Below are 20,856 nucleotides of genomic sequence, written 5' to 3' on the forward strand. Positions count from 1 at the left end.
GTACGCATCTGCATACTCCCCACACCGCCTTCCCCGAGGGCGGTGTTTGTGTCTTCGGGGGAGCTGACACTCGCAGAGGATCCCGCCCATGACCGCAACACTCCCCCACTCGCTGTACCGCGCAGACGCATCCGGCCGCTTCGGCGAGTTCGGCGGCGCCGAACTGCCACCTCCGCTCGTCGCACCCATCGCCGAGGTCGCGGCCGCGTACGCCGAGGCGTCCCAGGATCCAGCGTTCCAGGATCAGCTCCAATCGCTGCTGGCGCGCTACGTCGGCCGGCCCTCCCTGCTCTACTTCGCCGAGAACCTCACCCGTCACCTCGGAGGCGCGAAGATCTACCTGAAGCGGGAGGATCTCAATCACACCGGGGCGCACAAGATCAACCACTGCCTGGGTGAGGCGCTGCTCGCCAAGCGCATGGGCAAGACGAAGCTCATCGCCGAGACGGGTGCCGGCCAGCACGGCGTGGCGCTCGCCACGGCCGCGGCGCTCGTCGGTCTGGAGTGCGAGATCCACATGGGTGCGATCGATGTCGCCAAGCAGCACCCCAATGTCGTGCGGATGGAACTGCTCGGCGCGACGGTCGTGCCCGTCGAGGCGGGCGGCCGCTCGCTGAAGGAGGCGGTGGACTCGGCGTTCGGCGTGTACGCCGCGGCGCCCGACGAGTATTTCTTCGCCATCGGATCCGTCGTCGGTCCCCACCCCTACCCCTCCATGGTGCGCGACTTCCAGTCGGTCGTCGGTCGGGAGGCTCGCGCCCAGATCCTCGCCGAGGAGGGACGGCTGCCCGACGCGCTCGTCGCCGCGGTCGGTGGCGGCTCGAACGCGCTCGGGCTCTTCGACGCGTTCCTGGAGGACGACGACGTCCGGATCATCGGCGTCGAGCCCGCCGGTGAGGGGCTCGACGGGGATCGGCACGCGGCGACGATGACCCTCGGCACGCCCGGCACCCTGCACGGCATGCGCACCAAGGTGCTGCAGGACGCCGACGGCGAGCCCTCGGCCGTGCACTCCATCGCGTCCGGGATCGACTACCCCGGCGTGGGACCGCAGCACGCGCACCTCGAGCAGATCGGTCGCGTCGAGTACGTCACCGCGACCGACGCGGAGACGCTCGATGCCTTCCAACTCCTCACCCGGCAGGAGGGCATCATCCCGGCGCTCGAGTCGGCGCACGCGGTCGCGCACGTCGTGGAGCTCGCTCCGACGCTGCCGGGCGACGCGATCATCATCGCGAATCTGTCGGGCCGCGGGGATAAGGACGTCGACTTCGTCGCCGATCGGCTGCGCGCCGCCGAGTGACGATCGCGGGCCGAGGCGGATCGCCGTCTCGGCTCAGCCGTCGAACACGCCGCGATCGTCGAAGCGGAGCCGCAGGGCCTCCGGCCGCGCCCGGCCGGGGGCCCTGCCTCGGGTGCGCGCGCTGGAGCCCGCGGCGTCGGCGACCAGCGCACCGCGCAGCCGCTTCGCGACCTCGGCCCCGTGCCCGTAGTCGAAACGCACGATCGCCCGGACGATGCCCACCGCAGCGACCCCTCGGGCCGATCCCGGTCCCCCGGAACCCGCACCGGACGGCTGCGGCACGGCGGTCGGGCCGAGGTGGTCCACGCCGGGCAGATCGGCGATCGTCTGCAGCGCCCGATCGACCTCCTCGGGCCCCCCGCTCACACTCGCCACCCGCACCGCCGGCGGGTACCGGAGGGCGTGCCGATCCCGGAGCTCACCGCGCAGCCATTCATCGACGCGTCCCGTCACGAATGCCGTCACGACCGGGCCGCCGCCGGATGCCATGAGACAGAGGCCGTCGGGTGCGGCGAGTGCGGCGGCGTTCTCCCACCACCGCAGGCAGTCCTCTCCTGCGCGCAGCGTCTCGATCCCGAGCAGTCGCTCCGCGTCGAGCAGCACAACGGCGCGGTAGCCGCCGGCGGCGAGCGGTTCCGCCCCGCGCGTGGCGACCACGAGCGCCGGGCGGGCATCGACCTGCTCCCGGGGGTGCTCCCCGTCGCTCAGGATCACGCGGACCCCCGAGAACTGCCGCTCGAACTGCTCCACGGTGCGCGCCGACCCCATGCCGCGCTCCTGCAGACGGGCGCTCCCGCACTCGGAGCAGCGCCAGTCGTGGGCGACCGCGCCGCACCACCGACAGGACGCGCGGCCGACGACCTTGAACCCGATGGGGCCCCGGCACGTGCCGCACCGGGCGAGATCACCGCAGTCGCCGCAGACCGCGACGGGCGCGTAGCCCGGGGTGGCCACCTGCACGAGCACGGGGCCGGTCTTCAGCCCCTCTCGGATCGTCTGCGCCGCGAACTCCGGTACCCGCCCAGCAAACGCGTCGGGGGCGCGGGCGGCGTCGGCGTGGAAGACCCGGGTGCGGCGCGGCAGGTGGGTCTGCGCGAGCACGTAGCCGAGGTCGACGAGCCGCTGCACCTCCGCGCTGCGCACGTGTCCGGCGAAGAAGAGGCCTGCACCCGACTGCTCCGCGCGGATCAGCGCGGCGTCGCGCGCGTGCGCATAGGGGGTCAGCGGCTCCGACAGCACGGGATCGCCGTCGTCCCAGATCAGGATCGCGCCGAGGTCGTGCGCGGGAGCGTAGACCGCGGACCGGTTGCCCAGGATGATCCGCGGCGCCGGGTCGAGCGCCCGGAGGAAGGCGGCGTAGCGTTCCGCGTTCGACTGCCGGGAATCGACGCGCACGATCTCCGCGTGGCCGAGCGCGGCGAGGGCGTCGCGCAGCTGGTCGAGATCGCGGTAATCGGGGGTGATGAGGATCGCGCTCCGGCCCCGGCGGAAGACCTCCAGGGCGACCCGCGCGACCTGCGCGGCCCAACCGCCGACCCACTCCCCGGTGTGCAGCCGCTCGGGTCCGTGCGACGCGAGGTGCGAGAGCCGGGCGCCGTCCGTGAGCTGCGCCGCGATCCCGGACTCCGCGGTCGGTTCGGGATCGGCGGGGCGGTCCGTGGGCGCCTCCGGCTCGGCCGATCCACCGTCTGCAGCCTGCTCCGCTCCCTCGGCCTGTTCTGCTCCCTCGGCCTGCTCTGCTCCCTCGGCCTGCTCTGCTCCCTCGGCCTGCTCAGCCAGCGCGGCGAGGTGCTTCTTCTCGACGCGGACCTGGCGGGTGGGGATCGCGAGGCGGAGGATGTCTCCCGCGGATCCGCCCGCGCGGTCGGCGACCGCGCGGGCCAGCGCCCACACCTCGGGGGTGAGCTGCGGCACCTCGGAGACCACGTCCGCGATCGCGGACAGGTTGCCCCCGAACTCGCTGCGCTCGACGAAGCCGATGATGTACCCGAACGTCTTGCGGTCCTTCGAGCGGAACGGCACGCGAACCCGCTGACCGACGCGCACGACGTCCGCGAGCTCCGGCGGCACCGCGTAGTCGAAGAGGTGATCGAGCTGCGGCAGGGCGGAGTCGAGCAGGATCTGGGCCACCGTCCGCCCGGCCGCGGGTTCCGCCCGCTCGATCGCGTTCGAGGAGCTCACGGCGGCCTAGAGGCCGGCGGCGGCGCGCAGCTGCTCGACGCGGGGGGTCGCCTCCCAGGTGAACTCCGGCAGCTCGCGCCCGAAGTGGCCGTAGGCGCTCGTCTTGGCGTAGATCGGCCGCAGGAGCCCGAGATCACGGATGATCGCGAGCGGCCGCAGGTCGAAGACCTCGCGCACCGCCGCCTCGATCCGCTCGCGCGGCACGGTTTCGGTGCCGAACGTCTCGACGTACAGGCCCACCGGGTGCGCACGGCCGATCGCGTAAGCGACCTGCAGCTCCGCGCGGCGCGCGAGCCCGGCGCGGACGACGTGCTTCGCGACCCAGCGCATCGCGTACGCGGCGGAGCGGTCGACCTTCGACGGATCCTTGCCGCTGAAGGCACCGCCGCCATGACGGCTCGCGCCGCCGTACGTGTCGATGATGATCTTGCGGCCCGTGAGCCCGGCGTCGCCCATGGGGCCACCGATCACAAACGGCCCCGCGGGGTTGATGAAGAACTCGGCGGCGTCGCTGGCCAGCTCGACCCGCTCGAGCACGGGCCGGATGACCTCGCGCGCCACCGCCTCCTGGAGCGCGGCCTGCGAGATGCTCGGCTGATGCTGCGTCGAGACGACCACCGCCTCGACGGACGCGGCGCGGTCGCCGTCGTACCCGATGGTGACCTGGGTCTTGCCATCGGGGCGAAGCTCCGGCAGCACGCCGCTCTTGCGCACCTCGGTGAGCCGCTCGGCGAGCCGGTGCGCGATCCAGCTCGGCAGCGGGTGCAGCTCGGGGGTCTCGTCGGTCGCGAAGCCGAACATGATGCCCTGGTCACCCGCGCCCTGCCGGCTGAGATCGTCATCGGCGTCGCCCTGCGCGCCGGTGCGCTGCTCGAGCGACGTGTCGACGCCGCTCGCGATGTCCGGGGACTGCTGGCCGATCGACACGGAGACGCCGCACGACGACCCGTCGAAGCCCATGTCGGAGTGGACGTATCCGATCTCCCGCACGGCGTCGCGGACGATCTGCGGGATCTCGACGTACCCGCTGGTGGAGACCTCACCGGCAACGTGGACGAGACCCGTCGTCACGAGAGTCTCCACGGCGACGCGCGCGCCCGGATCCTGCTCGAGCATCGCATCGAGGATGGAGTCCGAGATGCGGTCGCAGATCTTGTCGGGGTGCCCCTCGGTGACGGACTCTGAGGTGAACTGGCGCAGCGACACATTGCTCCTAGCGCGTTGAAGACGAGTGGGATCGACGGGCGTCGACCGGACCAACGCCGATGGCGCCGGATTCCCTCCAGGGTATCCGACGCCACCGACAGTGCTGCGCGTGCAGCGAAAGGTTACGTGCGCGCTACTCGGCGCGCTTCGTCATCGTGAGCTTGCCCTCGACGACCTCGTGCAGCGCAATCGACAGCGGCTTGTCGTCGACCGACGAGTCCACGAGCGGGCCCACGTTGTCGAACAGGTTCCCGTCGTGCAGATCCGTGTAGTAGTCGTTGATCTGACGCGCACGCTGGGATGCGAAGACGACCAGCGCGTACTTCGAATCCACCTTCGCGAGCAGCTCGTCGATGGGCGGGTCGATGATCCCGTTGACATTGGCCATGAAAACACTCCTCTGGTAGACCTCACTATCTTACCCGAGGTTTCTGGGCGGCGCAGCCGGGGGCCGCCGGGCCCACTCGGGCGCGGACGCCGCGGGATCAGCCGAGCAACGAGCGCACCACGACGTGGCCGCGGGTCGAGCTCAGGCGCGTCCAGGTCAGCGACCTCGACAGGCGCACCGGTTCGTCGTCGCGCAGGAACCCCAGCGCCTCCCCCGCGAAGGCGGCCGCGGCGGGGAGGCCGGGAGCGATCTCGCTCCCCCAGACGGCGGCGCGGACCTGGTGGACCACCAATTCTCCGGGATTCTCGGGGAGCGCGTCGGCGACGCGGCCGATGCCCTCGGCGGCGACCCGGGCCAGCGAGGCGCCGTCGATCGAGCCCGCGGGCTCCCATCCCGACACGGGCGGCAGCACCCCGGACCACGCGGCGAGGGCCGTGACGTCGGGCAGTTCCAGCGACCGGCCGATGATCCCGAGCCGCGCGATGCGATCCAGCAGCGCTCGCGCCTGCACGGTCGTATCGACCGGTTCGAGCGGCTCCTCGGAGAGCGCGAACGCCCGCATCACGAGCACCACGGGGACGGGATCGGTGATCCCGCGCGGCGCCTGGGTGCAGCCGTAGACAGCGAAGGAGGATCCGCGGCTCACGACGCGCACCTCGTCCTGCCCGACGCGCAGCAGGCGTTCGAGGAAGATCCGGAGGTCGTCTCGCGATGCGGCATCGGCGAGGGGAAGAGTGGCAGCCATCACCCACAAGCCTAGTCGCGGATGGGGTGGCCGATAGGCTGGGAGCGACCCTACCCGCCGATCCTCGGAGGACCCATGACTGCCGCTTCAGACCTCGTCGCGATGCTCTCGGTGATCGACTCGGGGGCGCGCACCAGCGATGACATCCTCACCGGGCACTCGCACCCCACCCCGCACGGCCGCTCCTTCGGCGGTCAGGTCGTCGGACAGGCGATCGTCGCCGCCGGCACCACGGTGCCGGAGGATCGCCTGATCCACTCGATGCACGGTTACTTCCTGCGTCCCGGGTCGAGCTCCGAGCGCATGACGTTCGAGGTCGCCCGGCTGCACGACGGCCGATCGTTCTCGACGCGACGGGCGCAGGCGTACCAGAACGGCACCGTGCTGATGTCCATGATCGCCTCATTCCAGGGCTCCGAGGACGGAGCGGAGCACCAGGAGCGCATCGATCTGACCGGGGTGCCGGTACCGGAGGATCTGCCGACGGTGTGGGAGAAGTACGGTCACCTCGCGGACGTGGGCCGCGCCTCGTGGGTCTTGAACCGGCCGTTCGACATGCGCTACGTCGAGTCGGACATCGTGCTCGCCGTGGCGGAGCGGACGAGCCGGCAGCGCCTGTGGCTGCGCGCACGTGACACGCTGCCCGACACGGCGATGCTGCACGCCGCGGCGCTGGCCTTCGCGAGCGACTACGTGCTCATGGAACCGGTGCTGCGCCGGCACGGGGTGCCGTGGGCCACACCCGGCCTGAGCAGCGCGAGCCTCGATCACGCCATGTGGTTCCACCGTCCGTTCCGCGCCGATGACTGGTTGCTGTACGAGCTCGACTCGCCCACTTCGCAGGGGGGCCGCGGACTCGCGCACGGCCGGTTCTACACGCGCGACGGGGCGCTCGTCGCGAGTGTGACGCAGGAGAGCATGCTGCGCTTCCCGGCCGCCGACTGAGCGTTCGCTACCCGCGCCGCAACCGGAGCGGCGCGTCCGTCCATGGCTCGACGGCGGCGCGCGCCTCGGGGGTGAGTCGCATCGGCGCGAGCGCCACCCCGTCGACGATCACCACGGTGGTGATCGCGCGGGCGACGACGCGCCGTTCCGACGCCGCGAGATCCACGATCTCGGTGTGGAGCTCGAGGCTCGATCCGCCGAGCCGACCGATCCACAGCTCCACCTCGATCGGGGTGTCGCCGTACTCGAGCACGCCGAGGAATTCGATCTGCTGGCTCGCGACCAGCATCTTGAGCCCGTCGGGGGTGTCGCCTCGGAAGTGCCCCTCCATGCCCGTGCGCTGCCGGGCCGTGCCGCGCCAGAACACGCGTACGCGCGCCTCCTCGAGGTAGCGCGCGTACGCGACGTTGTTCACGTGCCCGTAGGCGTCCTGGTCACCCCAGCGGAGCTGGAGATCGACGTGCACACGTGCCACAGGGTCAGTCTCTGGTGAGCTTGCGGTACGTGACCCGCGACGGCTTCGCCGCGTCGGCCCCGAGGCGCTCGATCTTGTTGGCCTCGTACGCCTCGAAGTTGCCCTCGAACCAGTGCCAGTTGGCGGGCTGCTCCTCGGTGCCCTCGTACGCGAGGATGTGGGTCGCGATGCGATCCAGGAACCACCGGTCGTGGGTGATGACCACGGCGCAGCCCGGGAACTCGAGCAGCGCGTTCTCCAGGCTCGACAGCGTCTCGACGTCGAGGTCGTTCGTCGGCTCGTCGAGCAGCAGCAGATTGCCGCCCTGCTTCAGCGTGAGCGCGAGGTTCAGTCGGTTGCGCTCACCACCGGAGAGCACACCCGCAGGCTTCTGCTGATCCGGCCCCTTGAACCCGAACGTCGACACGTAGGCGCGCGACGGAATCTCGACGTTGCCGACCTTCATGTAGTCGAGGCCCTCCGAGACGACCTCCCACACGGTCTTCTTCGGGTCGATGCCGCCACGGGTCTGGTCGACGTAGCTGAGCTTGACCGTCTCGCCGATCTTGAGCTCGCCGCCATCGAGCGGCTCGACGCCGACGATGGTCTTGAAGAGGGTCGTCTTCCCCACGCCGTTCGGGCCGATGATGCCGACGATGCCGTTGCGCGGCAGCGTGAACGAGAGCCCGTCGATGAGAGTGCGTCCGTCGAAGCCCTTGTGCAGATCCTTCGCCTCGAGCACCAGGTTGCCGAGACGCGGACCGGCCGGGATCTGGATCTCCTCGAAGTCCAGCTTCCGCGTGCGCTCCGCCTCGGCCGCCATCTCCTCGTAGCGGGCCAGACGCGCCTTCGACTTCGCCTGACGGCCCTTCGTGTTCGAGCGCACCCACTCCAGCTCGTCCTTCAGACGGCGCTCGAGCTTCTGATCCTTCTTGCCCTGCACCTCGAGACGTGCGGCCTTCTGCTCCAGGTAGGTGGAGTAGTTGCCCTCGTAGGGGTAGAGGCGACCGCGGTCGACCTCGCAGATCCAGGTGGCCACGTGATCCAGGAAGTACCGGTCGTGGGTGACGGCCATGACGGCGCCCGGGTACTTGGAGAGGTGCTGCTCGAGCCAGAGCACGCTCTCGGCGTCGAGGTGGTTGGTGGGCTCGTCGAGGAGCAGCAGATCGGGCTTCTCGAGCAGGAGCTTGCAGAGCGCCACGCGGCGCTTCTCGCCGCCCGAGAGGTGCTTGACGATCGCGTCGGAGGGCGGGCAGCGGAGCGCGTCCATCGCCTGCTCCAGCTGGTTGTCGAGGTCCCAGCCGTCGACGTGGTCGATCGCCTCTTGGAGCTCGCCCATCTCGGGCAGCAGTGTGTCGTAGTCCGCGTCGGGGTTCGCCATCTCTGCGGAGATCTCGTTGAACCGGTCGAGCTTGCCCTTGATGCCGGCGACGCCCTGCTGGACGTTCTCGAGCACGGTTGCGTCCTCGTCGAGCTCGGGCTCCTGCATGAGGATGCCCACGCTGTAGCCCGGGGTCAGGATCGCGTCGCCGTTCGACGGGGTGTCGAGCCCCGCCATGATCTTCAGGATCGTCGACTTTCCGGCACCGTTCGGGCCGACCACACCGATCTTCGCGCCCGGCAGGAACGCCATGGTCACGTTGTCGAGGATCACCTTGTCGCCGTGCGCCTTGCGCGCGCGAACCATCTGATAAATGTACTCAGCCATATAAATTCCGGGGTTGCCCCGAACTCCCTGCGTGAACGTGGATTGAAACGGATCCCCACCATTCTAGGCGGGCCGGGCGCACCCGGTGGCTACCAGTCGACGGCCCGGGTGGTGCCGATGAGGCAGATGTCGCCCGCCGGGCCGACGGCGGGTTCGACGGCGGTGACGAAACCGCGATCGGCCGTCACGAGCTGTCCGATGAGGCACTCCGCACCGACCCGCACGGAGACGAAGATGTTGTCGGCCACGAGCCCGGTCTTCGTCTCGTCGAAGCTGAACTGGATCATGGTCGGGTCGAAGCCGCCGTCGATCACGGCCTGCGCGACGGGCTGGCCGGTGATCGGCGACTCGCTCGCGGCGTAGCCGCGGATGAGCTCGGTGAAGTACGGGAGGTTCTCCTCCGCCGAACCGCCCGGGACGAACTCGGGAGCGACCTCGGGGACCGGCTGCGACGTGCGCTTCGGCGTTTCGGGGGTGGGTCCCTCCAGGATCGCGCAGCCCGCGAGCAGCGGAGCGGTCAGTGCGAGCGCCAGTGCGGCGCGGATGAGTCGTCGGCCCGGAGCGAGTGCAGTCACGCGGCAAGTCTACGCATCGATCCGGCGTGATCGCTGAGCGGGCGCGGTGCGCTCGTTGTGCGGGCGTGGTGCGGGCGTGGTGCGCTCGCCAGGCGGTTCCTGCACCTCACGCGGACCGATCCAGGCATTTCCGACCGCATGAGGTGCAGGGTCCGCGTGCGGTGCCGTCCACTGCCTTTCACGCCTCCTCGCGCGCGTCGGCGGCCAGGACAGGTGCGTTGGGCGCACGGCCTCGCGCGAGATTCTTCGCTCCCGTCGGCACGTCTCGCAGCTGGCGGTGCCAGTTCTCCACAGAACCGGGCATCCCCCGCTGCACCGTGCCGTGCGCCGCCACGATGGTCTCGAGGGGATGGTCCGGAACCGGCACGGCACGGGCCATCTCCTCGCCACCGCGCACGTCGCAGATGTGCGCGTCGCACCGCCACCCACGTCCCATCGACCGAGGAGCCACCATGTCCATTCATTTTTCCGCCGTCGGCACGATCGCAACAGCGCCGAAACTCTCGACGTCGGAGCACCGCGCGGCGTTCTGCACGTTCCGAATCGCCTGCAACGACCGGCGCTACGACCGGGAGCAGGGCAAGTGGATCGACGGCGACACGAACTGGCTCACCATCAACGCCTTCCGCAGCCTGGCGCTGCACGCCGCCGAGTCCTTCGCGAAGGGCGACCGGGTGATCGTGCACGGCCGTCTGCGCGTCAAGCAGTGGGAGTCCGGGGAGAAGTCTGGGGTCGCCGTTGAAGTCGACGCCGACGCGCTCGGTCACGACTTGCGCTGGGGCGTGTCGCAGTTTACGAAACGCGCCGGCGCGGCGGGGTCCGAGACCGCTCCGGCCCCTTCGGCGGAGTCGACCACCGAGGGATCGAACCGACCTCCCGTCGAAGCCGGTTCACAGGCGCACTGGCTCGCTCCCGCGGCACCGGATCCGGAGGCAGGCGCGGGCGCGGCACGGAGCGCGGACCCATCGTCCAGCGCCGATCAGTCGTCGTCCGCCGGTGACGCTGCGGCACCCAATCAGGGCGACGGATTCACCCCCACGCTCGCCGCAGCATGAGCGATCGGCAGGCACCGCAACGCCGGGGCTCGCCGTGTCGTGAGCGGTGCGAGCGGTGCGAGCGGCAGGCTCAGCGTCAGTCGCGCAGGTACTCGCCGAACGTCGCGCGGATCTTGCTCACCTTCGGGGCCGCGACCGCGAGGCAGTAGCCCTGCGTGGGGTTCTTCGCGAAGAAGTCCTGGTGGTAGTCCTCAGCCGGGTACACGTCGCCCAGCGGTTCGATGGTCGTGACGATCGGGGCCGGCCACCACTCGCTCGCGCGGGCGATCGCCGCTTCGAAGACCTCGCGCTGCGCGGCGTCGGTCGGGAACATCGCGGAACGGTACTGGGTACCCACGTCGTTGCCCTGGCGATTGAGCTGGGTCGGGTCGTGCATCGTGAAGAAGGCGTCGAGGATCACCTGGGAGGGGATCACCGTGGGGTCGAAGGTCACCGCGACGGCCTCGGCGTGTCCGGTGCGCCCGGTGCAGACCTGCTCGTAGGTGGGCTCGACGGTCTCACCGCCGGTGTAGCAGGAGATGACCTCCACGACACCGCGCAGCGGGCGATAGGCGGCGTCCAGGCACCAGAAGCACCCTCCGGCCAGAACATAGGTCTCCGTCATCGTGCGCTCCTCCACCAGGTATCGGCCGGGGTGACCGGGTGCTGTCGTTTGTGCTCGCTCGTGAGATAGCGGTGCTCGAGTCGCTGCGCCGCGGCGTCCGGCAGTTCCTCTCCGCGGAGATACGCGTCGATCTCCGCGTAGCTCAGTCCGAGGCTCGACTCGTCCGTCTGACCGGGGTCTCCGTCGAGCAGATCCGCGGTCGGGGCCTTCTGCCACAACCGATCCGGCGCGTCGAGTTCCCGCAAGAGCGAGGCGCCCTGCCCCTTCGTCAGACCGGCGAGCGGCAGCACGTCCGCGGCGCCGTCGCCGAACTTCGTGAAAAAGCCGGTAATCGCCTCTGCGGCGTGATCCGTGCCGATGACGAGGAGACCGTGGTCCCCCGCGATCGTGTACTGCGCGATCATGCGCATGCGCGCTTTCACGTTGCCCTTGGTGAAGTCGGTCACCGGGTTGCCGAGGGCGGCGCCCACCTCCGCGACGAGCGCATCGACGCCGGAGGCGATGTCGACCGTCACCGTGCGATCCGGCCGGATGAATGAGAGTGCGAGCTGCGCATCGTCCTCGTCGCGCTGCACGGCGTAGGGCAGCCGCACCGCCACGAACTCGGCCTCGCGGCCCTCCGCGCGCAGGCGTTCGACGGCCAGCTGCGCGAGCCGACCGGCCAGCGACGAGTCCTGTCCGCCCGAGATCCCGAGCACGAACCCGCGCACACCCGGAACCGCGCGTGCGTAGTCCACGAGGAACGACACACGTCGCTCGACCTCGGCCGCGGCGTCGACCTCGGCGACGGATCCGAGTGCCTGGATGACCTTCTGCTGCAGCTCACTCATGTCTTCCACCCTACTCCGGCAGGGTTTCCCGGGAGTTACGCTCTGAGCGACTCTCCCACGAGTTCCTCAGACGACATCAGGCAGCGCGGCCCGAGCAACCCCTTGAGCTCGCCGAAGAGATCCGCCGTGATGCGCACCTGCTCCCGGAGCTCGAAGATCCGCACCGCCGTCGAGGTGAGCAGGTGCAGCCGCACCTCGCTGTCGCCCCGGTGCCGCTGCAGTGTCGACTTGAGCTCTTCCATCAGATCCTCGGTCGCCCGGGTGTCCGACAGGGAGAGCGTCAGCACGGTCGCGTCCTCCTGCACGGCCGCGTCGATCGGGCGGACGCCGTAGGCATGCATCGACATGCCGTCGTCGCGGGCGTTCATCTTGCCGCGCAGTGCGACGATCGAGTCGGGCTGCAGCAGCTGACCGAACTCCAGGTACGACTTGCCCATGAACAGCGCCTGCACCTCGCCGGTGAAATCCTCGAGGGTGACCATGCCGTAGAGGTTGCCGGATTTCGCCGTGCGATGCTGCACACTCGTGAGCAGCCCGGCGAACGTCACGATCTCGCCGTCGAAGCTCGGGCTCGCATCGGGGTTCGTGACCTGCTGGACCGTCGCGGACGCCTCCTTCGCCAGAGCCGACTCGAGACCGCGGAGCGGGTGGTCCGATACGTACAGCCCGAGCATCTCGCGCTCGAACGCGAGCTTGTCCTTTTTGGTCCACTCGGGGCGATCCGGAATCTGCGACACCGGGTCCGCCGCTCCCCCGTCGCCCGCGGCCTCGGCGAAGAGCGAGTCGAAGTCGAACCCGACGTTGCCGTTCTCGGCGTCGCGCTTGTCCTTGACCGCGCTCTCGATCGCGGGCTCATGGATCTCGACGAGCGCCCGACGCGTGCCGCCCAGCCCGTCGAACGCTCCGGCCTTCACGAGCGACTCGATCGTGCGCTTGTTGAGCGCCACGAGCGGCACCTTCTTCAGGAAGTCGTGGAAGCTCTCGAAGCTGCCCTTCTCCTCGCGCGCTCCGCGCACCGCCTCGACGACGTTCGCGCCGACGTTGCGGATCGCGCCGAGGCCGAAGCGGATGTCGTCCCCCACGGCGGAGAAGTTCGCGAAGGACTCGTTCACGGCCGGCGGTAGCACATTGATGCCCATGCGTCGGCACTCGTTCAGGTAGATCGCGAGCTTGTCCTTCGAGTCGCCGACGCTCGTGAGCAGGGCGGCCATGTACTCGGCCGGGTAGTGGGCCTTGAGATAGGCCGTCCAGTAGCTGATCACGCCGTACGCGGCTGAGTGGGCCTTGTTGAAGGCGTAGTCGGAGAAGGGCAGGAGGATGTCCCAGAGCGCCTTGATCGCGGCCTCGCCGAAGCCGTTGCCGGTCATGCCGTCGGAGAACCCCGCGTACTGCTTGTCGAGCTCTTCCTTCTTCTTCTTGCCCATCGCCCGGCGGAGGATGTCCGCCTGGCCGAGCGAGAAGCCGGCCACGCGCTGCGCGATCGACATCACCTGCTCCTGGTAGATGATGAGGCCGTAGGTCGTGTCGAGGATGTCCCGCAGGGGCTCCTCGAGCTGCGGGTGGATCGGCGTGATCGGCTGCAGCCCGTTCTTGCGGAGCGCGTAGTTCGTGTGGGAGTCGGCGCCCATCGGGCCCGGGCGGTACAGCGCGAGCACGGCGGAGATGTCCTCGAAGTTGTCCGGCTTCATGAGGCGCAGGAGCCCGCGCATCGGTCCGCCGTCGAGCTGGAATACGCCGAGGGTGTCGCCGCGGGCGAGCAGCTCGTACGACGCCGTGTCGTCGAGCTCCAGGCGCTCGAGGTCGAGCTCCTCGTTGCGGTTCAGCCGGATGTTCTCGAGCGCGTCGGAGATGATGGTGAGGTTGCGCAGCCCCAGGAAGTCCATCTTGATGAGGCCGAGGTTCTCGCAGGTCGGGTAGTCGAACTGCGTGACGATCTGGCCGTCCTGCTCGCGCTTCATGATCGGGATGATGTCGATGAGCGGATCGCTCGACATGATCACACCCGCGGCGTGCACACCCCACTGCCGCTTCAGGCCCTCGAGGCCGAGCGCCGTGTCGTAGACGGTCTTCGCCTCGGCATCCTCCGCGAGCACGGCGCGGAACTCCGCCGCCTCCTTGTAGCGCCCGTGGGACGGGTCGGTGATGCCCGAGAGCGGGATGTCCTTCGCCATCACGGCCGGGGGCATCGCCTTCGTGAGCTTCTCGCCCATGCCGAACGGGAAGCCGAGGACGCGCGACGCGTCCTTCAGCGCCTGCTTCGACTTGATCGTGCCGTAGGTGACGATCTGGGCGACGCGCTCGTCGCCGTACTTCTCCGTCACGTACTTGATGACCTCGCCGCGACGACGATCATCGAAGTCGACGTCGAAGTCGGGCATGGAGACGCGATCCGGGTTCAGGAAGCGCTCGAAGATCAGCCCGTGCTGCAGCGGGTCGAGGTCGGTGATGCGCATCGCGTAAGCCGCCATGGATCCCGCACCGGATCCACGGCCGGGCCCCACGCGGATCCCGTTGTCCTTGGACCAGTTGATGAAGTCGGCGACGACGAGGAAGTAGCCGGGGAAGCCCATCTGGGTGATGACGCCGGTCTCGTACTCGGCCTGCTTGCGCACGGCATCCGGGATGCCCTGCGGGTAGCGGTACTCGAGGCCGCGCTCGACCTCCTTGACGAACCAGCTCTCCTCCGTCTCACCGGCGGGCACCGGGAAGCGCGGCATGTAGTTGGCGGCGGTGTTGAATTCGGACTCGCAGCGCTCGGCGATGAGCAGCGTGTTATCGCAGGCCTCGGGCAGTTCCCGGAAGATGTGTCGCATCTCGGCGGCCGACTTCAAGTAGTAGCCGCTGCCGCTGAACTGGAACCGATTCGGATCGTCGAGCCGGGATCCCGACTGGACGCACAGCAGCGCGGAGTGCGCGTCGGCATCCGACTCGTGCACGTAGTGCAGGTCGTTCGTCGCGACGAGCGGGATCTTCAGGTCGCGCGCGATATCGATGAGATCCTTCTTCACGCGGCGCTCGATGTCGAGACCGTGATCCATCAGCTCGCAGAAGAAGTTGTCCTTGCCGAAGAGATCCTGGAACTCGGCCGCGGCCTCCCGGGCCTCCTTCAGCTGCCCCAGGCGAATACGGGTCTGGATCTCGCCCGACGGGCACCCGGTCGTCGCGATGAGTCCCTTGCTGTACGTCTGCAGCAGCTCGCGGTCCATGCGGGGCTTGAAGTAGTACCCCTCGATCGAGGCCTTGCTCGACAGCCGGAAGAGGTTGTGCATGCCCTCGGTGCTCTCCGAGAGCAGGGTCATGTGCGTGTAGGCGCCGGCGCCCGAGACGTCGTCGCCGGCCCCGTCGCCCCAGCGGACGCGGGTGCGGTCGCTGCGGTGGGTGCCGGGGGTGACATATGCCTCGATGCCGATGATCGGCTTCACGCCCTCGTCTCGGGCCGTCTTCCAGAAGTCGAACGCCCCGAACGTGTTGCCGTGATCGGTCACCGCGATCGCGGGCATCTGCTGCTCGGCGGCCGCCTGGATGAGTGGTTTCACACGCGCGGCGCCATCGAGCATCGAGTACTCGCTGTGCACGTGGAGATGGACAAAGCCGTCGTTCTGCGCCAAGGATCACGCCCCTTTCACGGACGTCTCCAGGGTACCCTGCTTCAGCTCGACAGGACCTCGATGGCGTGCGCCAGATCGTCCGGGTAGCGGCTCTCGAACTGCACCGGTTCGCCCGTGCCCGGGTGCCGGAAGCCGAGCCGCATGGCGTGCAGCCACTGCCGCCCGAGGCCGAGGCGGGCCGACAGCGTCGGATCGGCGCCGTACATCGTGTCGCCGACGCACGGGTGGCGCTGCGCGGCCATGTGCACGCGGATCTGGTGCGTGCGCCCGGTCTCGAGCTCGATCTCCAGCAGCGTCGCGTACGGGAACGCCTCGAGCGTTTCGTAGTGGGTCACCGAGGGTTTGCCGTCGCGGGTGACCGCGAACTTCCACTCGTGTCCGGGGTGCCGACCGATGGGCCCCTCGATCGTGCCGGAGAACGGATCCGGGTGCCCCTGGACCACGGCGTGGTAGATCTTGTCGACCTCGCGCGCCTTGAACGCGCGCTTGAGTTCGCTGTAGGCCCGCTCGCTCTTCGCCACGGCCATCAGACCGCTCGTCCCAGCGTCGAGCCGGTGCACGATGCCCTGCCGCTCGGGCGGGCCGGAGGTCGCGATCCGGTACCCGGCGCCCGCGAGCGCCCCGAGCACGGTCGGGCCGTCCCAGCCCAGCGACGGGTGCGCGGCCACTCCGGCGGGTTTGTCGACGACGACGATGTCGTCATCGTCGTGCACGATCCCGAGCTCCGGGAGCTCGATCGGCACGATCTCGGGCCCCGTCTTCTCGACCCAGCTCACCTCGAGCCAGGCGCCCTCGGTCAACCGATCAGATTTGCCGAGCACCCGCCCGTCGAGGCTCACGCCCCCGGCCTGTGCCACTTCGGCGGCGAAGCTCCGGGAGAACCCGAGGAGCTTCGCGAGCGCCGCGTCGGCGCGCTCCCCGATCAGCCCGTCGGGCACGGGCAGGCTACGGTGCTCCATGCTCCTCCGATGCGGCAGGCTCCTCCGAGGCGGCCGCGGCGCGGGACGCCCGGGTCTCGCGCGGCGATCCGTCGACCGGCAGCCCGAGGAGGGTGATCGCGACGAACAGGATCATGCCGCCGACGATCGCCATGTCCGCGATGTTGTAGATGCCCTGGGGGAAGCCGAGCCACAGCCAGGGGGTGGAGATGAAGTCGATGACGTGGCCCACCGGGAATCCCGGTTCGCGCGTCAGTCGATCGGTCAGGTTGCCGAGCACCCCGCCGAGCAGGAGCCCCAGGAAGATCGACCAGGAGACCGAACGCAAGCGCCGGATCTGCCACAGGATCACCACCACGACCACCGCGGCGAGGATCGTGAAGATCCAGGTCGCCCCGCTCGCCATCGAGAACGCGGCCCCCGGATTGCGGACGAAGTGCCACTGCAGGAATTCGCCGAGCACCGGGACCGTCTCGCCCTCGGGGAGGTGGGTGACGACCCAGTTCTTGACGAGCTGATCCGCGGCGTAGATCAGGGCGGCGACGGCGAGCAGCACCAATGGAACCAGCCGGCGCCGCGAGGGCGCCGGCTGGTCCATGTGGCCCGACGAGTCGGGAGTGTCGTTCACGCTCCCGACTACTGCAGGCCGTCAGGGGCGCCGGACGGCTCCGGGGATCCGTCGAGGCCGCGCAGCTGCGACTGGATGTAGGAGCGCAGCGTGCCCCGGTACTCGCTCTCGAACTGGCGGAGATCCTTGATCTTGAACTGCAGGTCGCTGCGCTCCTCGCCCAGCACCTTGAGCTCCTCGGCGCGCTGCTTCTGCGCCTCCTCGACGAGCTGCTTCGCGGTGAGCTCCGCGTCCTCGACCATCTGGTCGCGCTTGGCCTCGGCCTCGCTGATGAGCTTGTCGCGCGTCGCTTCGCCCTCGTGCACGTGCTTGTCGTGCAGCTCGAGTGCGAGCTGCAGCATGGCGCTCGACTTGACGGCGTCCGGCTGCGGCGAGTGGACCTCGGCGGCCGCAGGCGCCGCTGCCTGAACGACCGGAGCGGAGGGCGCGGGCGCCTCGACGACGATGGTCTGCTCCGACACCGCGGTCTCCTCAGCACCGCCTCGCGCCTCGCAGGCGGCGAGCTTCGCCGTCAGATCCTCGATCTGCGTGTTCAGCTCGGCCTTCTCCTGCTCGTGCAGGCGCAGCACCTCGACGATGGAGTCGAGGAAATCATCGACCTGGTCGAGATCGTAGCCGTCGCGGAACTTGGTGATCGTGAACTTCTGATTCACGACGTCTTCAGGAGTCAGGGCCATCGTTACGTCTCTTTCGATTCGGGACCACTGCCGTGGTCGCAGTCAACGCTAGCAAAGAATGCTTCATTCTCGCAGGGCGGAGGCCGTCAGGGCGGGATTTCGCCCCGCGCGGCTACCACCAGCCGGGAATGATTGCGAGCAGGATCCAGCAGGACAGCATGGTGAGGAGCCAGCCGAGGTCGAGGGAGATCTGCCCGAGGCGGATCGGCGGCAGGACTCGACGGAACATCCGGATCGGAGGATCGGTGATGCTGTAGACGAGCTCGACCAGCACCGCCAGGGGCCCACGCGGCCGGAACCGGGGGTTGAGCACCAGCACCCAATCGAGCACGAACCGCACCCAGAGGACGAAGATGTAGATCCGGAGGGCGACTCGAAGAATCGTTCCGAGCGTGAGTACGATCTCCACGGGTTACGCGGAGGGGGTGACGAAGAAAGACCCGCTGTCGTTCGTCGTCGACTCGTCGCTGCCGGTCTCGATGTGCTCCGGCGAGAGCAGGAAGACCTTGCTCGTGACCCGCTCGATGCGACCGTGCAGACCCATCGTGAGGCCGCTGGCGAAATCGATGAGGCGCTTGGCGTCGGCCTCGTTCATACGCGAGAGGTTGATGATCACGGGCACGCCGTCGCGGAAGCTCTCGGCGATGACCTTGGCGTCGCGGTACTCGGAGGGGTGGACGGTGAGGATCTCGTTCATCGCCTGCGCCACCGGGGGCTTCGTCGGGGTCACACGGCGCAGCGGCGTGACGGCGGCGCGCTGGGGCGCCGGTCGAGCGGGTGTGGCCTTGGCGGCCGGCGCAGCGGTGCTCTGCGACGCGGCTGCCGAGGGAGCCGCGGACTGCTGCGCCGTCGCATTGTGGTCCTCGAGGTCTTCTTCGGCGAGACCCAGGAACACCATGGTCTTCTTCAGCGGATTGCTCATCTTCTCTCCCAACGGTGCGGTGCTTCGAGACTACCGGGGCTCCGGGCGATTCCCCGTGATTGCACTCCCAATGCGGAGGTGTGTCGCACCCGCCGCGATCGCTTCGACGTAGTCGTGCGTCATCCCAGCGGAGATCGCCGTCGCGGCGGGGTCGAGGGCGCGCAGACGCTCCGAGTACCCCGCGAGGCGCGCGAACGCCTCGGCCGCGGGCTCCTCGAGCGGCGCGACGGCCATGACCCCGCGCAGACGCAGCGTCGACGTCGCGAGCACCCGCTCGGCCAGCGCCTCGAGGCCCGCCGGAGCGACCCCACCGCGACCGGGATCTTCGGTGAGGTTGACCTGGAGGAAAGCGTCGATCGGCTCGGTCGTGGCCGGATCGAACTCCGAGTCGGCGAGCGCGTCGACGAGGCGTTCCCGGTCGATCGAGTGGATCGACCGCGCGTAGCGGGCGGCCTGGCGTGCCTTCTTCGTCTGCAGCTGACCGATGAAGTGCCAGTGCAGGTCGAGTGCGGCGAGCTCCTCGGCTTTCGCCTGCGCCTCTTGGTGCCGGTTCTCCCCGACGTCGCGCACGCCGAGCTCCGCGAGCGCGGACACGAGACTCGCGGGGTGGAACTTCGTCACCACGATGAGCGTGAGCTCATCCGCCGACCGCCCCGCGGCGCGCGCCGCATCCGCGATGCCCGCCTGGACGTCGTGGAGCCGCGCGGCCAGCGCGGGGTCGGTCACGGACTCGGTCGACACGCGCTACCGCAGGAACTCGGGGATGTCGAGATCGTCGTCGTCATCACCGTCGAATGCGGGATCGGGCAGCTGCGCCTCCACGGGCGGGTTCGAGAGCACCTCGCCGAACTGCCCGGTCGGGGGGTTCTGCGTACTCCCGGCGCTGTCGGAGCCGAACGCCGCGGCACCGAGCCCGGCGGCACCGATCCCGGCACCGGCGCGGGTCGGAGCAGCGACCTCGTCGATGCTCTCGATGTGGCTGCCGCGGCGGCCGCGCTCGGTCGTGACGGTCTGCGTCGACGGCTCCTCGTCGAATCCGGCGGCGATGACCGTCACCCGCACCTCGTCGCCGAGGGTGTCGTCGATCACCGTGCCGAAGATGATGTTGGCCTCGGGGTGCACCACGTCCTGCACGAGTGTCGAGGCCTCGTAGATCTCGCTGAGCGCCAGGTTCGAGGAGCCCTGGATCGACAGCAGCACGCCGTGCGCCCCCTCGACGGAGGCTTCGAGCAGCGGCGACGCGACGGCGAGTTCCGCGGCCTTGATGGCGCGATCCGCCCCTCGGGCGGATCCGATGCCCATGAGGGCCGCTCCCGCGCCCTGCATGACCGATTTCACGTCGGCGAAGTCGAGGTTGATGAGGCCGGGGGTGGTGATGAGATCGGTGATGCCGGAGACGCCGGCGAGCAGCACCTGATCGGCGGCGGCGAAGGCCTCGATCATGCTGATGCCGGGCTCGCTGATGTCGAGCAGTCGGTCGTTCGGCACGACGATGAGGGTGTCCACGGCGTCGCGGAGTGTGCTGACGCCGGCATCGGCCTGCGCCGCGCGACGCTTGCCCTCGAAGCTGAAGGGACGGGTCACGACGCCGATGGTCAGTGCACCGATGGACTTGGAGATCCGCGCGACGACCGGGGCCGCACCCGTGCCCGTGCCACCGCCCTCACCCGCGGTCACGAACACCATGTCGGCGCCGGCGAGCGCCTCCTCGATCTCCTCCGCGTGATCCTCCGCGGCGCGCCGCCCCACCTCGGGGTCGGCGCCCGCGCCGAGGCCGCGCGTGAGCTCGCGTCCGACGTCGAGCTTGACGTCGGCGTCGCTCAGCAGGAGGGCCTGCGCGTCGGTGTTCACCGCGATGAACTCGACCCCGCGCAACCCGAGCTCGATCATGCGATTCACGGCGTTGACACCACCGCCACCCACACCGACGACCTTGATCACCGCGAGGTAGTTCTGGTTTGTTGACACGTGGATCCTCCGCCCCCAACCTTCAACCTCTACCTGAAGTTAAAAGTTAGTATCGCCGTATACATTACCTGCCGACAAAGCTATGTCCCTCGCCCACCTCACTCGCGCAGACACGCCGAAA

General features: G+C 69.3%; 21 protein-coding genes. 3 read left to right on the forward strand and 18 right to left on the reverse strand.

Annotation, left to right across the window (positions count from 1 at the left end):
• The first annotated feature begins 88 nt into the window (after positions 1-88).
• Positions 89-1,303 carry a tryptophan synthase subunit beta gene (trpB, locus tag MUN76_RS03665; protein WP_244687238.1) on the forward strand — a complete coding sequence of 405 codons (1,215 nt, stop codon included), beginning with the start codon at positions 89-91 and terminating at the stop codon, positions 1,301-1,303.
• 33 nt (positions 1,304-1,336) lie between these two features.
• On the opposite strand, the gene MUN76_RS03670 is transcribed toward trpB, so the two are convergent.
• The 4 genes from MUN76_RS03670 to MUN76_RS03685 all read right to left on the reverse strand — a co-directional run bounded on the left by MUN76_RS03670 (position 1,337) and on the right by MUN76_RS03685 (position 5,823).
• On the reverse strand, positions 1,337-3,484 hold the full coding sequence (locus tag MUN76_RS03670; protein ID WP_244687240.1) for a primosomal protein N' family DNA-binding protein: 2,148 nt from the start codon (positions 3,482-3,484) through the stop codon (positions 1,337-1,339).
• 6 nt (positions 3,485-3,490) lie between these two features.
• A complete protein-coding gene (gene metK, locus MUN76_RS03675; RefSeq protein ID WP_244687241.1) occupies positions 3,491-4,690 on the reverse strand; it encodes a methionine adenosyltransferase in 1,200 nt (399 codons plus the stop codon).
• 133 nt (positions 4,691-4,823) lie between these two features.
• Positions 4,824-5,078: a DNA-directed RNA polymerase subunit omega gene (gene rpoZ, locus MUN76_RS03680; RefSeq protein ID WP_244687243.1), complete on the reverse strand. Its 255-nt coding sequence runs from the start codon at positions 5,076-5,078 to the stop codon at positions 4,824-4,826.
• 97 nt (positions 5,079-5,175) lie between these two features.
• On the reverse strand, positions 5,176-5,823 hold the full coding sequence (locus MUN76_RS03685; RefSeq protein ID WP_244687245.1) for a DUF8185 domain-containing protein: 648 nt from the start codon (positions 5,821-5,823) through the stop codon (positions 5,176-5,178).
• A 75-nt stretch (positions 5,824-5,898) separates the two neighbouring features.
• On the opposite strand from MUN76_RS03685, the gene MUN76_RS03690 reads away from it, so the two are divergent.
• Positions 5,899-6,768 (forward strand): acyl-CoA thioesterase, encoded by an 870-nt coding sequence (locus MUN76_RS03690; protein ID WP_244687247.1) that lies wholly within the window; start codon positions 5,899-5,901, stop codon positions 6,766-6,768.
• 7 nt (positions 6,769-6,775) lie between these two features.
• Here the strand turns inward: MUN76_RS03690 and MUN76_RS03695 are convergent, their stop codons facing one another.
• The 4 genes from MUN76_RS03695 to MUN76_RS03710 all read right to left on the reverse strand — a co-directional run bounded on the left by MUN76_RS03695 (position 6,776) and on the right by MUN76_RS03710 (position 9,959).
• On the reverse strand, positions 6,776-7,243 hold the full coding sequence (locus tag MUN76_RS03695; RefSeq protein WP_244687249.1) for an acyl-CoA thioesterase: 468 nt from the start codon (positions 7,241-7,243) through the stop codon (positions 6,776-6,778).
• Between the two features lie 4 nt (positions 7,244-7,247).
• Positions 7,248-8,930: an energy-dependent translational throttle protein EttA gene (gene ettA, locus MUN76_RS03700; RefSeq protein ID WP_244687250.1), complete on the reverse strand. Its 1,683-nt coding sequence runs from the start codon at positions 8,928-8,930 to the stop codon at positions 7,248-7,250.
• A gap of 89 nt (positions 8,931-9,019) precedes the next feature.
• The gene (locus MUN76_RS03705) at positions 9,020-9,505 is read right to left on the reverse strand and encodes a DUF6993 domain-containing protein (protein ID WP_244687252.1); all 486 of its coding nucleotides are present in this window, start codon (positions 9,503-9,505) and stop codon (positions 9,020-9,022) included.
• A gap of 178 nt (positions 9,506-9,683) precedes the next feature.
• Positions 9,684-9,959 carry a hypothetical protein gene (locus tag MUN76_RS03710; protein ID WP_244687254.1) on the reverse strand — a complete coding sequence of 92 codons (276 nt, stop codon included), beginning with the start codon at positions 9,957-9,959 and terminating at the stop codon, positions 9,684-9,686.
• On the opposite strand from MUN76_RS03710, the gene ssb reads away from it, so the two are divergent.
• The gene (gene ssb / locus MUN76_RS03715; RefSeq protein ID WP_244687256.1) at positions 9,958-10,560 is read left to right on the forward strand and encodes a single-stranded DNA-binding protein; all 603 of its coding nucleotides are present in this window, start codon (positions 9,958-9,960) and stop codon (positions 10,558-10,560) included. The genes MUN76_RS03710 and ssb overlap by 2 nt on opposite strands.
• 76 nt (positions 10,561-10,636) lie before the next feature.
• On the opposite strand, the gene msrA is transcribed toward ssb, so the two are convergent.
• The 10 genes from msrA to ftsZ form a co-directional block, all read right to left on the reverse strand.
• Positions 10,637-11,164, reverse strand: a complete 528-nt coding sequence (msrA, locus tag MUN76_RS03720) for a peptide-methionine (S)-S-oxide reductase MsrA (RefSeq protein WP_244687258.1) — start codon at positions 11,162-11,164, stop codon at positions 10,637-10,639.
• The gene (gene nadE, locus MUN76_RS03725; RefSeq protein ID WP_244687260.1) at positions 11,161-11,994 is read right to left on the reverse strand and encodes an NAD(+) synthase; all 834 of its coding nucleotides are present in this window, start codon (positions 11,992-11,994) and stop codon (positions 11,161-11,163) included. The genes msrA and nadE overlap by 4 nt, the downstream gene beginning before the upstream one ends.
• Positions 11,995-12,029: 35 nt before the next feature.
• Positions 12,030-15,602 carry a DNA polymerase III subunit alpha gene (gene dnaE / locus MUN76_RS03730; RefSeq protein ID WP_244687261.1) on the reverse strand — a complete coding sequence of 1,191 codons (3,573 nt, stop codon included), beginning with the start codon at positions 15,600-15,602 and terminating at the stop codon, positions 12,030-12,032.
• 41 nt (positions 15,603-15,643) lie between these two features.
• On the reverse strand, positions 15,644-16,561 hold the full coding sequence (locus MUN76_RS03735; RefSeq protein ID WP_244687263.1) for an RluA family pseudouridine synthase: 918 nt from the start codon (positions 16,559-16,561) through the stop codon (positions 15,644-15,646).
• Entirely contained in the window at positions 16,548-17,168 is a 621-nt protein-coding gene (lspA, locus tag MUN76_RS03740) for a signal peptidase II (protein ID WP_244687265.1), read from the reverse strand. Before lspA ends, MUN76_RS03735 begins: the two co-directional genes overlap by 14 nt.
• Positions 17,169-17,176: 8 nt before the next feature.
• Positions 17,177-17,845, reverse strand: a complete 669-nt coding sequence (locus tag MUN76_RS03745) for a DivIVA domain-containing protein (protein WP_244687267.1) — start codon at positions 17,843-17,845, stop codon at positions 17,177-17,179.
• Between the two features lie 112 nt (positions 17,846-17,957).
• Positions 17,958-18,254 (reverse strand): YggT family protein, encoded by a 297-nt coding sequence (locus tag MUN76_RS03750; RefSeq protein WP_244687269.1) that lies wholly within the window; start codon positions 18,252-18,254, stop codon positions 17,958-17,960.
• Positions 18,255-18,257: 3 nt separating this feature from the next.
• Positions 18,258-18,767, reverse strand: coding sequence for a cell division protein SepF (locus MUN76_RS03755; protein ID WP_244687271.1), 510 nt, complete (start codon positions 18,765-18,767; stop codon positions 18,258-18,260).
• A gap of 30 nt (positions 18,768-18,797) precedes the next feature.
• Positions 18,798-19,493: a YggS family pyridoxal phosphate-dependent enzyme gene (locus tag MUN76_RS03760; RefSeq protein ID WP_244687273.1), complete on the reverse strand. Its 696-nt coding sequence runs from the start codon at positions 19,491-19,493 to the stop codon at positions 18,798-18,800.
• 18 nt (positions 19,494-19,511) lie between these two features.
• Positions 19,512-20,735: a cell division protein FtsZ gene (gene ftsZ, locus MUN76_RS03765; protein ID WP_244687275.1), complete on the reverse strand. Its 1,224-nt coding sequence runs from the start codon at positions 20,733-20,735 to the stop codon at positions 19,512-19,514.
• Positions 20,736-20,856: the final 121 nt, after the last annotated feature.

Source organism: Leucobacter rhizosphaerae (assembly GCF_022919175.1).
In the GTDB taxonomy this organism is placed as follows: domain Bacteria; phylum Actinomycetota; class Actinomycetes; order Actinomycetales; family Microbacteriaceae; genus Leucobacter; species Leucobacter rhizosphaerae.

What these genes read in the sequence shown, in the direction of transcription:
- nadE (WP_244687260.1), bottom strand. Translation starts at nt 11,994, where the DNA reads ATGAGTGAGCTGCAGCAGAAGGTCATCCAGGCACTCGGATCCGTCGCC.
- MUN76_RS03755 (WP_244687271.1), bottom strand. Translation starts at nt 18,767, where the DNA reads ATGAGCAATCCGCTGAAGAAGACCATGGTGTTCCTGGGTCTCGCCGAA.
- MUN76_RS03710 (WP_244687254.1), bottom strand. Translation starts at nt 9,959, where the DNA reads ATGGTGGCTCCTCGGTCGATGGGACGTGGGTGGCGGTGCGACGCGCAC.
- MUN76_RS03735 (WP_244687263.1), bottom strand. Translation starts at nt 16,561, where the DNA reads ATGGAGCACCGTAGCCTGCCCGTGCCCGACGGGCTGATCGGGGAGCGC.
- ssb (WP_244687256.1), top strand. Translation starts at nt 9,958, where the DNA reads ATGTCCATTCATTTTTCCGCCGTCGGCACGATCGCAACAGCGCCGAAA.
- trpB (WP_244687238.1), top strand. Translation starts at nt 89, where the DNA reads ATGACCGCAACACTCCCCCACTCGCTGTACCGCGCAGACGCATCCGGC.
- MUN76_RS03685 (WP_244687245.1), bottom strand. Translation starts at nt 5,823, where the DNA reads ATGGCTGCCACTCTTCCCCTCGCCGATGCCGCATCGCGAGACGACCTC.
- msrA (WP_244687258.1), bottom strand. Translation starts at nt 11,164, where the DNA reads ATGACGGAGACCTATGTTCTGGCCGGAGGGTGCTTCTGGTGCCTGGAC.
- rpoZ (WP_244687243.1), bottom strand. Translation starts at nt 5,078, where the DNA reads ATGGCCAATGTCAACGGGATCATCGACCCGCCCATCGACGAGCTGCTC.
- MUN76_RS03690 (WP_244687247.1), top strand. Translation starts at nt 5,899, where the DNA reads ATGACTGCCGCTTCAGACCTCGTCGCGATGCTCTCGGTGATCGACTCG.
- ettA (WP_244687250.1), bottom strand. Translation starts at nt 8,930, where the DNA reads ATGGCTGAGTACATTTATCAGATGGTTCGCGCGCGCAAGGCGCACGGC.
- MUN76_RS03745 (WP_244687267.1), bottom strand. Translation starts at nt 17,845, where the DNA reads ATGGCCCTGACTCCTGAAGACGTCGTGAATCAGAAGTTCACGATCACC.